This window comes from Dietzia sp. IN118, assembly GCF_032905965.1.
Taxonomy (GTDB): domain Bacteria; phylum Actinomycetota; class Actinomycetes; order Mycobacteriales; family Mycobacteriaceae; genus Dietzia; species Dietzia kunjamensis.
On the sequence record NZ_JAUMSR010000001.1, the window covers coordinates 2559476 to 2576492 of the forward strand.

Sequence of the window (17017 nt, forward strand, 5' to 3'; positions counted from 1 at the left end):
CCAAAAACCATCACCGGTGGGCGATTCACGCCCCCCGCAGGGCGGAGATCGCTCCCGGCACTGCTGCCAGTAGATCGGAGGCCCCGATCGGCGCACCCGCCACTCCCTGGCGGTGCGCGGCCCGCCGCGCGGCCTCCCCGTGCGCCGTCGCGGCCGCGACCGCCGGCCACGCCAACGACTCCCCGGGAACGGAACCGCCCACGCCCCGGTCGCCGACAGCCCGGTCACCGACACCCATGCCACCGACACCCATGCCGCTCGCCAGCAGCGCGCCCGCCATCCCGGCCAGGACATCGCCCGAACCCGCTGTCGCGGCCCACGAGGAACCGACATCCACGGCGAACGTCGTCTCGCCGTCGTCTATCAGGGTGACCCGCCCCTTGAGCAGCACCGTCGCCCCGATCCCGCGCTCGCGCAGACCCGCGACGAAGCGGCGCAGCGCGCCGGGGCGGTCCCCGCGGTCCCATCCACCGGTGAGGCGGTCGAACTCGCCGGCATGCGGGGTGAGCAGTACGGGCGCGGTGGCGCTGCGCAGCAGCACGGGGTGGGTGGCGATGCAGGTGAGGGCGTCGGCGTCGAGGACGGTGGGCCGTCCCGTCGACAGGACCGCGTCGATGTCGGCCACCGCGTCGGTCCCCGTCCCGCCGCCCGGCCCCACCACCCACGCCTGGGCGGTGCCGGCCTCGGCCACCGTCGGGTGGCACACCACCTCCGGTCGGGCCGCGAGCACCGCCCCCGCGCCGGATCCGACGTACCTCACCATCCCCGACGTCGCCGCCACGGCGGCGGACGCACACAGCACCGCTGCCCCCGGATACCGGTCGGATCCAGCGCGCACGGCCACGACGCCCTGGGTGTACTTGTCGTCGGCCGGGCCGGGCACCGGCCACGTGCGCCCCACCTCGGCGCGGGAGTGGGCGACGACAGTGTTCGGACCGGCGCTCAGATAGTCCGGCACGCGCTCCTGCATCTGCAGACGACGCGCCTGCACGGGATCCGTGGGATCGATGAGGCCGATATCCACCACCTCGACGCGGCCGCACACCGGCGAAGCCAGCAAGTGGGCCCGCCGCAGCAGCCCGAACGTCACGGTGAGGGTGGCGGGAACGTGGGCGTCGTGGACGGTGCCGGTGTCGGCGTCGACCCCGCTGGGCAGATCCACTGCCACCCACGGAACCCCGGCCGCGGCCAGGCCGTTGACGATCCGGTCGGCCGGCTGGCGCAGCGGTCCGCGTCCGCCCAGGCCCACCACGCCGTCGACGGCGACATCCGGGACCGGAAGACGAGAGCCCACCGACTCCGTGTCGTGGATCCGCCCGCCGACACGGCGCAGGGCGACCAGACCGCGAGCGTGTGCGCGGTCCGGGTCGAGCATCACGGCGTCGACGCGACAGCCACGGGCCCGAAGCATCGCGCCGGCGTAGAGCGCGTCGCCCCCGTTGTCGCCGGCACCGACCAGCAGCTGCACCGTCCGGCCATAGAGGCCCCCGGTGCGCTCCCTCAGTAGGACGGCGGTGTGGTGGGCCACCCCGGCCGCGGCACGGCGCATCACCGCATCCGGGTCCCCGGAGGCTGCGGCGGCGGCGATGAGCGGGCGCTCGGCATCCCTGATCTGCCCGACCGGGTGAGCGCGCCTCATTGCCGTGGCCCCCGCCGGCCTACTCGACCGTGACGGACTTGGCGAGGTTCCGCGGCTTGTCCACGTCGTACCCCCGCGCGGCCGCGACCTCGGCCGCGAACGCCTGGTACGGGATGGTGGCCAGCAGCGGCTGCAGGAGAGTGGTCGACGCCGGGATCGGGATGAAGTAGTCCGACAGCGGCCGGACGACGTCGTCACCCTCCTCGGCGATCACGATGGTCCGCGCGCCGCGGGCCCTGATCTCCTGGATGTTGCTCACCAGCTTCGAGTGCAGCACCCCGCGGCCCTCAACCGGCGGCATCACGATGAAGACCGGCAGGCCCTCCTCGATGAGCGCGATGGGCCCGTGCTTGAGCTCGCCCGCCGGGAAGCCCTCGGCGTGCATGTACGCGAGCTCCTTGAGCTTGAGCGCGCCCTCGAGGGCCGTCGGGTAGCCGACGTGGCGCCCCAGGAACAGCACCGACTTGGCGCCGGCGAGCTCGCGGGCGATCCCGCGGACCGGGTCGAGGGAGTCCACGACCTTCTGGATCTCGTGCGGCATCTGCTCGAGTTGACGGAACTCGGCGGCGACCTCGTCCGGGTACTTGGTGCCGCGGGCCTGCGCGAGCGCGAGGCCCACGAGGTAGTTGGCGGTGATCTGCGCCAGGTACGCCTTCGTCGACGCCACACCGATCTCGGGACCGGCGTGCGTGTACAGGACGGCGTCGGCCTCGCGCGGGATCTGCGAGCCGTTGGTGTTGCACACGGCCAGGACGCGCGCCTTCTGGGACTTGGCGTGGCGGACCGCCTCGAGGGTGTCCGCGGTCTCGCCGGACTGGGAGATGGCCACCACCAGCGTGGAACGGTCCAGGACCGGGTCGCGATAACGGAACTCCGAGGCGATCTCGACCTCGCATGGCAGGCGCGTCCAGTGCTCGATCGCGTACTTGGCGACCATGCCGGAGTGATAGGCGCTGCCGCAGGCGACGATGAACACCTTGTCGATGTCCCTCAGGTCCTGGTCGGTCATCCGCTGCTCGTCCAACACGATGCGGCCGTTCTGGAAATGGCCCAGCAGCGTGTCGGCGACCGCCTGCGGCTGCTCGGCGATCTCCTTGAGCATGAAGTAGTCGTAACCGCCCTTCTCGGCGGCGGCGAGATCCCAGTCGATGTGGAAGGGGCGCCCCTCGCTGGGCTCACCGGCGAAGTCGGTGATCTCGTAGGAGTCGGCCCGCAACACCACGACGTTGTCCTGGCCGAGCTCGACCGCCTCGCGGGTGTGCTCGATGAACGCCGCGACGTCGGAACCGAGAAACATCTCGCCTTCGCCGACGCCCAGCACCAGCGGGGTCGAGCGGCGCGCGGCCACCAGGACGTCCGGGTGGGCCGCGTGACTGAAGACGAGGGTGAACGCGCCCTCGAGGCGGCGGAGCACGGTGCGGCACGCGGCGACAAAGTCGCCGCCGCTGCGGCCCGACTCCATCTCGCACCGCACCAGGTGGGCGGCCACCTCCGAGTCGGTGTCGGACTCCAGATCGACCCCGGCGGCCTCGAGCTCCGCGCGCAGCGGGGCGAAGTTCTCGATGATGCCGTTGTGCACGATCGCGACGTCGCCCGAGACGTGCGGGTGGGCGTTCCGGTCGCTCGGGCGACCGTGGGTGGCCCAGCGGGTGTGGCCGATGCCGGTGGTACCCGGGAACCCGCCCCCGCCCGCCGCCGTGAGCTCCGCCTCGAGGTTGGCGAGCTTGCCCTCCTTCTTCTCGACCCGGGAGGTGCCCGCGCCGTCGAGGACGGCGACACCAGCCGAGTCGTAGCCGCGGTACTCCATCCGCCGCAGGGCCTCGACGACGACAGGGAGGGCGGGCCTGTGCCCGACATATCCGACGATTCCGCACATGGCCGCTAAGTGTAGCCACGCAGTCCGGGGACCCTCGCCCCTTCGTCGCCCCCGAGGCGATACTGTGGCCATCGTGGCCAAGAAGACGAAGGAACTGCTCGCCCGGGTGTCCCGACGCGGCCCCTACGGTGTCGACAGGGGCGACCTCGGTTTCACCGGGACGCCGGGGGTCGTGTTCGTCCCCCGCGGCGCTCCGTCGCCGGCCCCGCTCGTGGGTTGGGCCCACGACTGGACCAGGGGGCCCGAGCACTACGTCGACACCCTCAAGCATCTCGCGTCGTGGGGGTTCGTGGTGGTGGCGCCCGCCTCGGACCGCGGCCTGAGGCCGAACCACCAGCACTACGCGGATCACCTGTCGGCCGCGCTGGAGGACGTCCTCCAGGCCACCCTGGGCCGCGGGGCCGTCCGGGCCGATCCACACCGGATCGCCGTGGCCGGGCACGGTCTCGGCGGCGGGGTCGCCGCGCTGCTGGCCTCCCAGCGCACCGACATCGACGGGGTGGTCATGGTCTTCCCCACCGAGACCGTGCCCTCGGCCGCCGATCGGGCGATGACCGTCGACGCCCCCGCCCTGCTGCTCTCGGGTGCGGGCGGGGTCCACTCCGAGGACGCCCGCGAACTGCAGCGCCTGTGGCGCGGCGACCTGGTACACCGACGCCTGGAGAAGGCGATCGAGACGGGTCTGGTTGAGCGCAACCCGCTTCTCGAGCGGGTCGGGCTGGCGGACCCCGACCTCCGCACCCATCGGGCCGTGCGCCCGCTGCTGGCGGGGTACCTGCTGGCCACCCTGACCGACGACGACACCTATGCCGCGTTCGCCGATCCGGAGGCGGAGTTCAAGGGCACCGTCACGGTCACCCACGAGATGCTCGACGAGGAGGCCGACGACCTGCTCGCCAGCGCCCCGCCGATGCTCAAGCTGGTCAAGTCCTTCACGGGCGGCTGATCGCCCTCCGGTGCCCGGTCGCCGGGGCCCGGTCGCCGGGGCCCGGCGCCGGAGAGCGCACGGGCCCGGACGGTCACACGGCGGCGACCACGCCCGCCAGGCGCTCGGCGACCTCGCCGGCCAGGTTCGCGTCCTCCGCCTCGACCATCACGCGGACGAGCTGCTCGGTGCCGGAGGGACGCAGAAGCACGCGGCCTGTGGAGCCGAGCCTGCGCTCCTCCCCCACCACGGCGTCACAGACCGCCCCGGATGCCACGACTGCGGCCTTGTCCTCGACCGGCACGTTGACGAGGACCTGCGGCAGCACGGTCATGACCCCGGCGAGCTCGGCCAGCGACTTGCCGGTCTCCGCCATGCGGGCCATGAGGCGCAACCCGGTGAGCACGCCGTCACCGGTGGTGGCGTGGGCGGGCAGCACGAGGTGCCCGGATTGTTCGCCGCCGAGGCTGTACCCACCCTCGCGCAGACGCTCGAGAACGTAGCGGTCGCCCACCTTGGTCTCGGTGATCTCGATCCCGGCCTCCCGCATGGCGACCTTGAGCCCCAGGTTGCTCATGATGGTGGCCACCAGTGTGTTGCCGACGAGCTCCCCGGAGTCGCGCATCGCCAGGGCCAGGATCGCCATGATCTGGTCGCCGTCGACAACCTCGCCGGAGGCGTCGATGGCCAGACACCGGTCCGCGTCGCCGTCGTGCGCCAGGCCCAGGTCGGCGCCGTGCGCGCGCACCGCGGCGCGGACGTCGTCGAGGTGGGTGGAACCGCAGTTGTCGTTGATGTTGTAGCCGTCGGGGCTGGCGTGGATCTCGATCACCGTGGCGCCGGCCTCGCGGTAGGCACGCGGGGCCGCCGCGCTGGCGGCGCCGTTGGCGCAGTCGACGACGACGACGAGCCCGTCCAACCGGCCCGGCGTGGCATCGAGCAGGTGCCGGACATAGCCGTCCAGGGCGTCCTCCTGCGTCGCCCGCGAGATACGGCCGATCGCTGAGCCGGTCGGTCCGGTGATGGCACCGTCGGTGAGGGCGGCCTCGACACGGTCCTCCACCTCGTCGGCCAGCTTGTGGCCCCCGGCGGCGAAGAACTTGATGCCGTTGTCCGGCATCGCGTTGTGCGAGGCGGAGATCACGGCACCCAGCTCGGCCTCGTGCTGGGCCGTGAGGTGGGCGACGGCCGGGGTCGGCAACTCGCCCACGAGCAGGACATCGACGCCCTGACTCGCCAGGCCGGCGGCCAGGGCGGCCTCGAGCATCTCCCCGGAGACACGGGGGTCACGGCCGACGACGGCGACGGGCCGGGATTCGGCCCGGCGGGGCGACGGCTCGACCTCGGTCGCCAGGACCGCCGCGGCGGCCGCCCCCAGGCGCACGGCCAGGTCGACGGTGAGGGTCCGGTTGGCGAGTCCGCGGACCCCGTCGGTGCCGAACAGTCGCGTCATATCGTGTGGTCCTCCGGGGGTGGTGGTTCGCCCCGCCGCGGACGGTGGGCGTGAATGGCCGGGTCAGGATAACCCCGACCGACAGTGCAGTGGGCAAATGGACCGGAGCAGGCCCCGCATACGCAGGGGCCTGCTCCGGTGACGCGACCCGGGTGGATCAGCGCTTCGAGTACTGCGGGGCCTTACGGGCCTTCTTGAGGCCGGCCTTCTTGCGCTCGACGGCACGGGCGTCGCGCGTGAGGAAGCCCGCCTTCTTGAGCGCCGGGCGGTCGTCCGGCGAGTACTGGATGAGCGCGCGGGCGATGGCCAGACGCAGCGCGCCGGCCTGACCCGAGGGGCCGCCACCGTGGAGCAGTGCCACGATGTCGAACTGCTCGTCGCGCTCGACGAGGACCAGCGGCGACTTGACGAGCTGCTGGTGCACCTTGTTCGGGAAGTACTCCTCGAGGGTGCGGCCGTTCAGGGTGAACTGGCCGGAACCGGGGAGCAGGCGCACGCGGGCGACGGCTTCCTTGCGACGTCCGACGGCCTGGGCCGGACCGGAGGTGACGGTCGACCCCAGCTGGGCGTCGGCGTCGGCGACGAAGTCGGTGCCACCGGCGTAGTCGGCCTCGCTGTAGTCCTCGGCGACCTCGGCGGCGAGGTCCGCCACCACGTCGTCGGCGACCTCGGCCTCGGGGGTGATGTTCTCGTCGGTCACTGGGCCACCTGCTTGATCTCGAAGGGCACGGGCTGCTGGGCGGCGTGCGGGTGATCGGGACCCGCGTACACCTTGAGCTTGGAGGCGACGGCACGGCCGAGCTTGTTGCTCGGCAGCATGCCCTTGACGGCCTTCTCGACGACGCGGTCGGGACGGGTGTCCATGGCCTTGCCCAGGGTCTGCGACTTCAGGCCGCCCGGGAAACCGGAGTGGCGGTGCTGCACCACGCGGTCACGCTTGTTGGACGAGATCGCGACCTTGTCGGCGTTGATGATGATGACGAAGTCGCCGGTGTCGGCGTTCGGGGCGAACTGCGGCTTGTGCTTGCCACGGAGGATGTTGGCGACCTGGACGGCGAGTCGACCGAGAACCACATCAGTGGCGTCGATGACGTACCAGGCGCGCGTCACGTCCCCGGGCTTGGGGGTGTACGTGGACACAGGCGATACCTCTGTCTGTCTAGTGGGCTGCCGGCCGGGCGGGCGCCCTCCCCCTCGAACGGCGGCCGGTGGTGACCCGCGCGAGGTGGTCCACCGCCCCACCAGGGGACGACATGGACGCCGACGGTCAAGACTACCGGCCGGGACCACTCTCTCCAAGTCGGCGATCACGATCCCCTGCCCATCGGTTAGACTCTCCCCGGTTCCCGCCCTCGTAGCTCAGTGGATAGAGCACGGCTCTCCTAAAGCCGGTGTCGGAGGTTCGATTCCTCTCGGGGGCACCACCCACAGCGGCCGGCCGTCACGGCCGCCGCAGGCGCGTCATCGCCGGAGAGTGGCGGAGAATGCGCTGGTCAGCGCCAGGATCGGCAACCCGATGAACAGGTGGACGATCGCGGCGGCCAGGCCGTCGAGGAACGGCACCGTGACCAGCAGCGGCAGCGCCACGGCGGCGACGATGAGCAGCCCGACGGTCCAGGAGTAGAACTGCTGGGGGTTGGCCGTGCCGACGAGCAGCAGGTACCAGAGCAGCCCGGCGAGGAGCGCGGCGACGGCCCCGTAGACCGCGTACATCGTGGGCGTGTTCCCGCCGTTGGCCCACTGGTGGCCGAAACGCGCGAACACCGCTTCCACGATCCATGCGATCAGCCATCCGGCGATGGCCGCCACAAGGGCGGTCGCGACCACGCTGCCGGCGAACTTGCCCACATCGAGGGCGGGGCCACGGCGCTTCGCCGCGGGCGCGGCGGCGTATCCCCCGTCGGCTCCGTAGCCGTCGTCATAGGCGGGGTCGTAGGCCTGGTCGTCGCCCATCCGCGAGTAGGCACGCGAGTCGGGCTGCTGCCCCATGCGTCGGGTCTGGTCGTCCTGTCCGGGATACATCTCTACCGCCTCCGAATCGGTGTGGTGCCCACTGAGGGTAGTCCCTCCCGGCCCACGACGAGGTCCGCCCGGTCGTCCGAGGACGACCGGGCGGACCCGGCGGGGGCCTGTGGTGGTGGGCCCGCCGAGGAGACGTCAGTGAGCGATGGTCTTCTCCACACCGACACCGGTGAGGGAACGGACCTCCATCTCCACCCGCTTCTCCGGGAACTCGTCCTTCTTCCCGATGAACGTGCCGACGATGCCCAGCAGGAACGCCAGCGGGATCGACACGATGCCCGGGTTCGAGAGCGGGAACAGGGAGAAGTCGACGCCCGTGATCATCGACTTCTCGCCACCGGAGACCGCCGGCGAGAGCGCGATCAGCACCAGGGTGCTGATGAGCCCGCCGTACATCGAGAACAGGGCGCCGGTGGTGTTGAACCGCTTCCAGAACAGCGAGTACAGGATCGTCGGCAGGTTCGCCGACGCGGCGATCGCGAAGGCCAGGGCGACGAGGAAGGCGATGTTCTGCCCCATGGCGCCGATACCCATGACGATCGACACGAGCCCGATCACGACGACCGTGATCCGCGAGACCCGGAGCTGCGACTTCTCGGTGGCCTTTCCGTGCTTGATGACGCCGTTGTAGATGTCGTGGGCGAACGATGCGGACGCCGTGATCGCCAGCCCCGCCACCACCGCCAGGATCGTCGCGAAGGCGACCGCGGAGATGATGCCGAGGAAGATCTCACCGCCGAGGGCGAACGCGAGCAGTGGTGCCGCCGAGTTCACGCCACCGGGCGCGGCCTCGATGACCTCCGGTCCGACCATCGCCGCGGCACCGAAGCCGAGCACGAGGGTGAACAGGTAGAACCCGCCGATGAGGGCGATGGCCCAGGTGACGGACCGGCGGGCCTCCTTGGCGGTGGGGACCGTGTAGAAGCGCATGAGCACGTGGGGCAGGCCGGCGGTACCGAAGACGAGCGCGATCGACAGCGAGACGAAGTCCAGCTTGCTGGTCTCGGTGGCGCCGTACTGCAGACCGGGCTGCAGCAGATCCTTGCCCGAGTTCGCGACGGCTTCACCCAGGAGCGCGGAGAAGTTGCCGCGGGCGGCCACGAGAACCATGAGGCACATGATGAGGACGCCACTGACCAGCAGGACGGCCTTGACCATCTGGACGTAGGTCGTGCCCTTCATGCCGCCGACCAGCACGTAGACGATCATCAGCAGCCCCACGGCCGCGACGACGATCGCCTGCCCCGTGGAGTCGTTGATGTTCAGCAGGAGGGCGACGAGGCCACCCGCGCCCGCCATCTGGGCGATGAGATAGAACAGGCACACCGCGAGGGTGGCCAGGGCCGCCGCCATCCGGACGGGCCGCTGGTTGAGGCGGAAGCTGAGCACGTCGGCCATGGTGAACCGGCCGGTGTTGCGCATCAGCTCGGCGACGAGCATCAGGGCGACGAGCCAGGCGACGAGGAATCCGATCGAGTAGAGGAAGCCGTCGTAGCCGTTGATCGCGATGGCGCCGGCGATGCCGAGGAAGGATGCCGCCGACAGATAGTCACCGGCGATCGCGAACCCGTTCTGCGGACCGGTGAAGCTCGACCCACCGGTGTAGAAGTCCTTCGTCGACTTCGTGGACTTGGACGCCCTCAGGACGAGCGTCATCGTGATGACGATGAAGATCCCGAACACGACCATGTTGAGCAGCGTGCTGCCCACCTGCTCACCCGGCGTGAGTTCATTGATGTTGAGTAGCCAATCCATCAGACAGCCTCACCTTCCAGCTCGAGGCGGATGGATTCCGCACGGGGGTCGATCACGCGGTTGGCGAACCGGATGTAGAGGAACGTGATGAGGAAGGTGGTCACGAACTGCCCCAGCCCGATGATCAGCCCCCAGGTGATGTTCCCGAAGACCTTCGTGGCCATGAAGTCCGTGGCGTAGACGGCGAGGATGACATAGAGGAAGTACCAGATGAGGAAGGCGACGGTCATGGGGAAGACGAACGCCCGGAACTTGCTGCGCAACTCCTGGAAGGCGGGGCTGGACTGCATCGCCGTGAACTCCGCCGTTCCCGGGGTTCGCCGCGATGCGCCCCCCGTCGGCGGATCAGTTGGTTGGGACACGGAGGTCCTCCGTTTCGGGTTCTCATCAGCGCACCCCTGTAGTGATGCGCCTCACAGATAGTGACGGAGGAAGTGTGACACGTAACACAAGTTCTCGGCGGAGACTCTCAGGCAACGCGGTCGATTCCCTGGAAACCGGAGGATGCCGCACCCCCATCCGAGGGGGCAGCTACCTCTATCCGGGGTTAAGCGAGTCAGGCGCCGGGCGCCGCTCCGCGACGGCCCACCGCGTCGGCGAACACCCGCACGATCTCGTCGGGCGTCCGCGCGACGTGGCTGCTGCCGCCGGTCACCCGGGAGATCTCCGCCAGGGTGCCCGACGCGGCGTCGTCGAGCAGACTGATCGTCACGACGATCACCGGGCGCGACGGGGTGACCATGTCGCGTAGTCGGGCGAGGAACTCCCCTTCGTCGAGGTCCGAGGTGGCGTCGTCGGCCCCGTCGGAGATCACGATGATCGAATTGACCATGTTGGGGTCGTAGCCGGAGCGCACCTGGGCGTAGGCGTCGAGTACGGACCGGTAGAGGTCGGTTCCGCCGCCCACCAGACCGGGCAGGGCCGCCAGCGCGCCGCCGAGGGCCTCCCGGTGCGAACCGTCGGCGCCGGCCTCGTCGAGTCGTCGGAGTGGCGCGACCTCCGCGTAGGGCCTGCCATCCCGGCCGGCGGCCCCGCCGAACGCCCACAGCCCGAGAGCCGCGTCGTCGGGGAACTGCCCGAGGCCGGCGCCCGCCGTGGCGACCAGTGCCTCGATCCGGGTCCGGTCCGTACCCGGTATCCCGAATCCCATCGATCCCGAGGTGTCCACCAGGACGAGGGACCGCCCGGGCATCGCCAACACCCGCCACCGTCGGAGGACGCCGTGGAGGCGGTCGGGGTCGCGGACGACGAGCATCTCGATCTCGCCCACCCCTGACCCGTCCGCGAGGGGCGCGCGGTCCGCTTTCCGGAAACCGTCCGCCGAGAGGCCGTCGCGGTGGGCGGGCGAGGCCGTGGCGTCGCGGAGTGCTTCGGCGGCACCGGCGACCTCGGCTCGCCGGGTCGGGTCCTGGGTGGTCACCGCCAGCGGGTACCCGAGGAACACCGCCCCGGTGGCGGGAGCGGCGATCTGGAGTCCCGCGTGCGGGGCCTCACGCCGGGCGAGCACCGCCTCACGCTCCGTCACGATCGTCGCGCCGCCCCCGGAGACCACCCTGTCCAGCATCTCGCGCGATGTCGGGGGAACCTCCATGCGGCTCATCTGCCCCTGCGCCAGGATCGCCATGGACGCGCCCAGTGCGTCCGCGGTCGACCGCATGATCTCCACCTCGGACGCGGCGGCGAGGATCGGCGCGTCCGCGATCCCGGACCGGACGGGATCGCCCATCATCAGTCCCGGGGTCGCCAGGGCGGAGGTCCACGTCGACATGTCGACCGGGGTGTCGCGGGACGCGATGACCACCGGGGTGGACGCGAGCGAGTTCACCACCGTGTCGAAGGGGATCTGCACGTCCCGCGACAGTTGCGCGAGCCGCACCGCCGAGTCCGGGACCCAGATGTCGGGGAGCGCCTCACGGGAGGCGACACGCCCGGCGAGGTCAGCCGACGAGACAGGGGCGACCTCGAAGGAATAGCACCCGTCGGCATCCTCGGCCAGGGCATCCACGTGGTCGGCGATCTCGGGCTCGGCGGCGACACTGATCCGGAGGTCGTCTCCACAGAATCCACCGACACCGGCCCGGGAGAGCCCGGCGAGCACCAGTACCGCGACGAGCACGACCGCGAGGAGCGCGGCTCCCACGAGGACGACCCTGCGGGCCGTCGGATTCCCACTCTGCGGCGACGCACTGTGCCTGGCCATCGCTGGCGTTCCCCCTGGATGTCATTTACCCGGGGCCGTGCCAGACGCCCACGTCAGGCGGATCCGGGTCGGGCGCTGGAATCGTACCCGGGCCGGGGTCCACGTGGGGCCGACACGTGGGAGCCGCCGCGGCGCGCCCCACCGCTGGTGTGGCGCGTCAGCGTCCGCGGAAGACGGGGGGCCTCTTCTCGGCGCGCGCGGCCCGGGCCTCGGCCATGTCCTCACTGCCCCAGGCCCGGAGCTGGAGCTCGGTGTGCTCGTCCCGCGGGAGCAGCCGGGCGTCGTCGTCGTTGATGACGGTCTTGATGTGCCGCAGGCTCAGCGGCGCCGAGCGGGCGAGCTCCGCCGCGAGCTCCATCGCCGAATCCATGTCACCGATCTCGTTCGCCAGGCCGATCCGGGCCGCCTCCTCCGCGCCGACGGGGCGCGCGGTCATGAGGACCGAGCGGGCGTGCCCGCCGCCGACGACGTTGGCGAGCCGCTTGATCGTCCAGTTGTCGAGCGCCAGCCCCACCTTGACGACCGGGACGGCGAAGACCGCGCCCGGTGCCACCACCCGGAGATCCGCGGCCAGCGCGAGCTGCACACCGGCGCCCACGGCCGGTCCGTTGACGGCTGCGATGACCGGCACGGGAGCCGATTCGACGGCCCGGAGCATCCCGGCGTGGCAGTCGTAGAAGTTCGAGTTGTACACCCCGCCGGACAGGTCGGCCCCGGCGCAGAACGCGGTTCCCGCGCCCGTGATGACGATCGCCCGGACCGGATCCTCGGACTCGGCCTCAACCCCGGCGGCCTCGACGGCCTCCCGCAGCGCGGTACACACCTCGGCGTCCAGGGCGTTGCGGGTCTCGTGACGGTCGATGGTGACGACGACGACTGCGCCGTCCCTGCGGGTGACGATCATGGCGACGGGGCCTCCTCTGCGGGACGGGGGGTGCGGCGGCGCACCCCTGCGCCGAGGATACCGGCTGGTAGTCGCCCCCACCGTACGATGCGGTCATGGCGCGAACGGGAGCACTGCAGATCCTCGACCTGGTCCTCGATGACGGTTCGTTCCGACCGTGGGACGGCGCTCCGGTACGCCCGCCCCACGTGGACTCGGTGCCCGGGTACGAGGACTCCCTGCGGCGGGCGGCGGAGAAATCGGGAGTGGACGAGTCCGTCATCACCGGCGAAGGAACCCTGCTGGGTCGACGCGTGGTGCTCATCGCATGCGAGTTCGATTTCCTCGCCGGCTCCATCGGGATCGCCGCCGCCGAGAGGATCGTCTCGGCGATCGAACGGGCGACCGCCGAGGGCCTGCCCATCCTCGCCTCCCCCACCTCCGGTGGTACCCGGATGCAGGAGGGCACGATCGCATTCCTGCAGATGGTCAAGATCTCGGCCGCGGTGGCGGGACACAAGACCGCTGGCCTGCCCTACCTCGTCTATCTGCGGCACCCCACCACCGGCGGCGTGTTCGCGTCCTGGGGCTCACTGGGGCACGTGTCCGTCGCGGAACCCGGAGCACTCATCGGGTTCCTCGGACCCCGCGTGTACGAGGCCCTCTACGACGCCCCCTTCCCCGACGGCGTCCAGGTCTCGGAGAACCTCGCACGCCGCGGGATGATCGACGGTGTCCTCCCTCCCGAGGGCCTGCGGGACCTCACCGCGCGGGCGTTGCGGGTGCTGTGCCAGGACCCGCCCTCCCACGACGAGCCGGCCCCACCGCCCGGCCCCGTACCCGAGCCGGAGCCCGACGACGGCACCCCACCCGACGCCTGGGACGCCATCACCCGGTCCCGCCGGCACGACCGCCCGGGCGCCCGCGCCTTCCTCGACCGGGTCGCACCCACCCGCGTCCCGCTGTCGGGGACGGGGCAGGGAGAGGACAGTGGGTCCCTCCTGCTCTCCCTGGCGCGCTTCCGGGGCCAGTCCGCGGTCGTCCTGGCCCAGGACCGCGATGCGGAGAACGAGACGAGCCCGCTCGGTCCGTCCGCGTTGCGGTCGGCCCGCCGTGGGATGCGGATCGCGGCGGAGATGGGCGTTCCGCTGGTGTTGCTCATCGATACCCGGGGGGCCGCGCTGTCCCGGGAGGCGGAAGAGGGCGGCCTCGCGGGCGAGATCGCCCGGAGCCTCGCGGACCTGGTCACGCTGTCCAGCCCGACCGTCTCGGTGATACTCGGCCAGGGCACCGGCGGGGCCGCCCTCGCGCTGCTCCCGGCCGACCGGGTCCTGTGTGCACGGCACGGGTGGCTCGCACCGCTCCCGCCCGAGGGCGCCAGCGCCATCCTCCACCACGAGACCTCCCGGGCGCCGGAGGTCGCCCGATCGCAGGGGATCACCTCCGCCGACCTGCTGGGAGCCGGGATCGTGGACGTGGTGGTCCCGGAGAGGCCCGACGCCGCCGACGAACCGGATTCCTTCTGCGACCGGATGGCCGATGCCGTCGCCGCGGCCCTCCTCGAGGTCCGCAGGCGCCCCCCTGAGCGGAGGTATGCCGAGCGGATGATGAGGTATCGGGAGCTCGGCCTGCCACTAGAGTGAGTCCTGTCACAGCCCGTCGGCCCGGCCGGCGGGCACGCTGCCACCTGTGAGGGGAACTCCCGATGTCGGACTCCACCGCCTCGTCCTATGCCGCCGCCCACCGGCTCTCGATCAGCGATCCCGACGCGTTCTGGCTCGACGTCGCGGCGGATATCGACTGGACCACGCCTCCGACCACGGCGGTCGACCGCTCTCGCCCGCCGTTCTACCGCTGGTTCCCGGACGGGGAGCTGAACACCTCCTACAACTGCGTGGACCGCCACGTCGAGGCGGGCCGGGGGGACCAGGCCGCGTTCATCTACGACTCCGCCGTGACCGGGGTGAAGGAGACCATCACCTACGCCCAGCTGCTGGACCGGGTCGAGGAGTTCGCCGGAGCGCTGGCCGCCGAGGGCGTCGGGCGGGGCGACAGGGTCGTCATCTACATGCCCATGGTTCCCCGCGCGGCCGTCGCGATGCTCGCGTGTGCCCGGCTCGGTGCGGTGCACTCCGTCGTCTTCGGGGGCTTCGCCGCCCCGGAGTTGGCGATTCGTATCGACGACGCGCGCCCGAAGGTCATCGTCACCTCCCACGGCGGGATCGAGCCGACCCGCAAGGTGCCGTACTTCCCCATGGTGACCAAGGCTCTCGAACTCACCCGGCACACCCCCGGCGCCGTGATCGTGGCCCCGCGTTACGAGCAGTTCCCCGACGAGGCCTTCCCGGAGACGCCGGGCACCACCTGGAGCTACTGGGATGACGCCGTTGCCGCGTCCGAGCGGGCGGCCCCGGTGCCCGTCAAGGCCACCGACCCCCTGTACATCCTCTACACCTCCGGTACCACGGGCCTGCCCAAGGGCGTCGTGCGGGACAACGGTGGCCATGCGGTCGCGCTCGCGTGGTCGATGTGGAACGTCTACGGGGTCCGGCCGGGTGAGGTGTGGTGGACCGCCTCGGACGTGGGCTGGGTGGTCGGCCACTCGTACATCGTCTACGCACCGCTGTTGATCGGTGCGACGTCCATCATCTACGAGGGCAAGCCGGTCGGCACGCCGGATGCCGGTGCCTTCTGGCGGGTCATCTCCGAGCACCGTGCCACCGCGCTCTTCACCGCCCCGACCGCCGTCCGCGCGGTGCGCAGGGAGGATCCGGAGGGCGCCGAGGTCGACAAGTACGACCTGTCCTCCCTGCGCACGCTGTTCTGCGCGGGTGAGCGCCTGGACCCCGACACCTACCAGTGGGCCACCGACAAGCTCGGCACGCCGGTGGTGGACAACTGGTGGCAGACCGAGACAGGGTGGCCGATCGCGTCCAACCTGCGCGGTCTGGAGCCGATGCCGATCAAGGCGGGCTCGCCCACCGTCGCCGTGCCCGGGTACGACCTGCACGTCCTCGACGGCGAGGGCAACCCGCTGCCCGCGGGCGAGGAAGGCAATCTCGCGATCAAGCTGCCCATGGCACCGGGGACGCTGGCGGGGCTGTGGGAGGACGACGAACGGTTCGTCTCCTCGTACATGTCGGTCTTCGACGGGTACTACTCGACCGGGGACGGCGGGTACATCGACTCCGACGGCTACGTCTACGTGATGGGCCGGACCGACGACGTGATCAACGTGGCCGGCCACCGCCTGTCGACCGGGTCGATGGAGGCCGTCATCGCGACCCACCCCGCCGTGGCGGAGGCCGCCGTGATCGGGGTCAGGGACGAGCTGAAGGGCCAGCGGCCCGTCGGGTACGTGGTCCTCAAGTCCGGCCAGGTCCGGGACCCCGAGGAGCTGCGGGCCGAGCTGGTGGCGATGGTGCGTGACGAGATCGGGGCGGTGGCCACGTTCCGGGACTGCACGGTGGTCCAGGGGCTGCCCAAGACCCGGTCGGGCAAGATCCTGCGCAAGACCATGCGGCAGATCGCCGACGGCCAGCAGGACGTGGTGGTGCCCTCGACGATCGAGGACCCGGCCGTGTTGGACGCGCTGGCGCCTTTCCTGCGACCGAGGAAGTAACCCGGACCTACGCGCCGGTTCTGCACGGCTGCGCGGGGGTGCGCGTCCGCCGGGGACCAGTCCGGGCGCGTAGCCCCCGTCTATGCGGGCAGAACGGGCACACACCCCGGGCTCCCCACGGTGCGCGTCAGCCCGGGCGAGGCGTGCGACGTCCGCCCCGCCATCTCCGCCCTGCCGGCCCCCCTACCGACGCCGATCGCCCCGCCCTCCGTGGGGAGGACGGGGCGATCGGGTCTCCCGGCTACGGGAGGAGGGCTCAGGCGTTGAGCAGGTCGATGACGAACACCAGGGTCTTGCCGCCGAGCGGGTGCAGCGCCGCGGAGGTGCCGTAGGCCTTGTCCGGCGGGATCACCAGCTGGCGGCGACCGCCGACCTTCATCCCCGGGATCCCCTCCTGCCAACCCTGGATCAGGCCGTTGAGCGGGAAGGTGATGGACTCGCCGCGGTCCCAGGAGGAGTCGAACTGCTCACCGGTCTCGTAGTCGACCCCCACGTAGTGGACGGTGACGTTGCCGCCGGCGACCGCCTCGGCACCGTCCCCCACCGTGATGTCCTCGGCGACGAGGTCGGTGGGCGCGGGGCCCGTCGGCATGTCGATCTCGGGCTTGTCCATGGTGTCTCCTCCTGGAGTCAGGTTCCCGG

At 71.3% G+C, this 17017-nt stretch carries 14 protein-coding genes and 1 tRNA gene; 4 read left to right on the forward strand and 11 right to left on the reverse strand.

Translation table 11 applies throughout. From position 1 onward, the window contains the following. Window positions 1–25: 25 nt before the first annotated feature. Window positions 26–1639 (reverse strand): bifunctional ADP-dependent NAD(P)H-hydrate dehydratase/NAD(P)H-hydrate epimerase, encoded by a 1614-nt coding sequence (locus Q2K20_RS12275; protein ID WP_301162938.1) that lies wholly within the window; start codon window positions 1637–1639, stop codon window positions 26–28. A gap of 19 nt (window positions 1640–1658) precedes the next feature. Then, on the reverse strand, window positions 1659–3515 hold the full coding sequence (glmS, locus tag Q2K20_RS12280) for a glutamine--fructose-6-phosphate transaminase (isomerizing) (RefSeq protein WP_069389716.1): 1857 nt from the start codon (window positions 3513–3515) through the stop codon (window positions 1659–1661). A gap of 73 nt (window positions 3516–3588) precedes the next feature. On the opposite strand from glmS, the gene Q2K20_RS12285 reads away from it, so the two are divergent. Continuing rightward, a complete protein-coding gene (locus Q2K20_RS12285) occupies window positions 3589–4461 on the forward strand; it encodes a dienelactone hydrolase family protein (protein WP_240341445.1) in 873 nt (290 codons plus the stop codon). Window positions 4462–4534: 73 nt separating this feature from the next. Here Q2K20_RS12285 and glmM read toward each other — a convergent pair whose 3' ends face one another. From glmM to rplM, 3 genes are all read right to left on the reverse strand, one after another. Continuing rightward, window positions 4535–5893: a phosphoglucosamine mutase gene (glmM, locus tag Q2K20_RS12290; protein WP_067712629.1), complete on the reverse strand. Its 1359-nt coding sequence runs from the start codon at window positions 5891–5893 to the stop codon at window positions 4535–4537. 157 nt (window positions 5894–6050) lie between these two features. Beyond that, on the reverse strand, window positions 6051–6593 hold the full coding sequence (gene rpsI, locus Q2K20_RS12295) for a 30S ribosomal protein S9 (RefSeq protein ID WP_069389715.1): 543 nt from the start codon (window positions 6591–6593) through the stop codon (window positions 6051–6053). Then, a complete protein-coding gene (gene rplM / locus Q2K20_RS12300; RefSeq protein ID WP_007627425.1) occupies window positions 6590–7033 on the reverse strand; it encodes a 50S ribosomal protein L13 in 444 nt (147 codons plus the stop codon). The genes rpsI and rplM overlap by 4 nt, the downstream gene beginning before the upstream one ends. A 208-nt stretch (window positions 7034–7241) precedes the next feature. On the opposite strand from rplM, the gene Q2K20_RS12305 reads away from it, so the two are divergent. After that, window positions 7242–7317, forward strand: a tRNA-Arg gene (locus tag Q2K20_RS12305). 37 nt (window positions 7318–7354) lie between these two features. On the opposite strand, the gene Q2K20_RS12310 is transcribed toward Q2K20_RS12305, so the two are convergent. From Q2K20_RS12310 to Q2K20_RS12330, 5 genes are all read right to left on the reverse strand, one after another. Beyond that, window positions 7355–7915, reverse strand: coding sequence for a hypothetical protein (locus tag Q2K20_RS12310; protein WP_067712632.1), 561 nt, complete (start codon window positions 7913–7915; stop codon window positions 7355–7357). Between the two features lie 135 nt (window positions 7916–8050). After that, window positions 8051–9670: a cation acetate symporter gene (locus Q2K20_RS12315; protein ID WP_159147871.1), complete on the reverse strand. Its 1620-nt coding sequence runs from the start codon at window positions 9668–9670 to the stop codon at window positions 8051–8053. Next, window positions 9670–9960, reverse strand: a complete 291-nt coding sequence (locus tag Q2K20_RS12320) for a DUF485 domain-containing protein (protein ID WP_067712641.1) — start codon at window positions 9958–9960, stop codon at window positions 9670–9672. Before Q2K20_RS12320 ends, Q2K20_RS12315 begins: the two co-directional genes overlap by 1 nt. Window positions 9961–10226: 266 nt before the next feature. After that, window positions 10227–11810, reverse strand: a complete 1584-nt coding sequence (locus Q2K20_RS12325) for a substrate-binding domain-containing protein (RefSeq protein ID WP_241504700.1) — start codon at window positions 11808–11810, stop codon at window positions 10227–10229. A gap of 217 nt (window positions 11811–12027) precedes the next feature. Further along, the gene (locus Q2K20_RS12330; RefSeq protein WP_067712646.1) at window positions 12028–12774 is read right to left on the reverse strand and encodes an enoyl-CoA hydratase; all 747 of its coding nucleotides are present in this window, start codon (window positions 12772–12774) and stop codon (window positions 12028–12030) included. A gap of 95 nt (window positions 12775–12869) precedes the next feature. Here Q2K20_RS12330 and Q2K20_RS12335 point away from each other — a divergent pair, with 95 nt between their 5' ends. After that, the gene (locus Q2K20_RS12335) at window positions 12870–14396 is read left to right on the forward strand and encodes a carboxyl transferase domain-containing protein (RefSeq protein ID WP_067712648.1); all 1527 of its coding nucleotides are present in this window, start codon (window positions 12870–12872) and stop codon (window positions 14394–14396) included. A 62-nt stretch (window positions 14397–14458) separates the two neighbouring features. Then, window positions 14459–16375, forward strand: coding sequence for a propionyl-CoA synthetase (locus Q2K20_RS12340; protein WP_301162937.1), 1917 nt, complete (start codon window positions 14459–14461; stop codon window positions 16373–16375). Between the two features lie 256 nt (window positions 16376–16631). Here Q2K20_RS12340 and Q2K20_RS12345 read toward each other — a convergent pair whose 3' ends face one another. Next, window positions 16632–16988 carry an FKBP-type peptidyl-prolyl cis-trans isomerase gene (locus Q2K20_RS12345; protein ID WP_067712656.1) on the reverse strand — a complete coding sequence of 119 codons (357 nt, stop codon included), beginning with the start codon at window positions 16986–16988 and terminating at the stop codon, window positions 16632–16634. Between the last annotated feature and the right edge of the window lie 29 nt (window positions 16989–17017).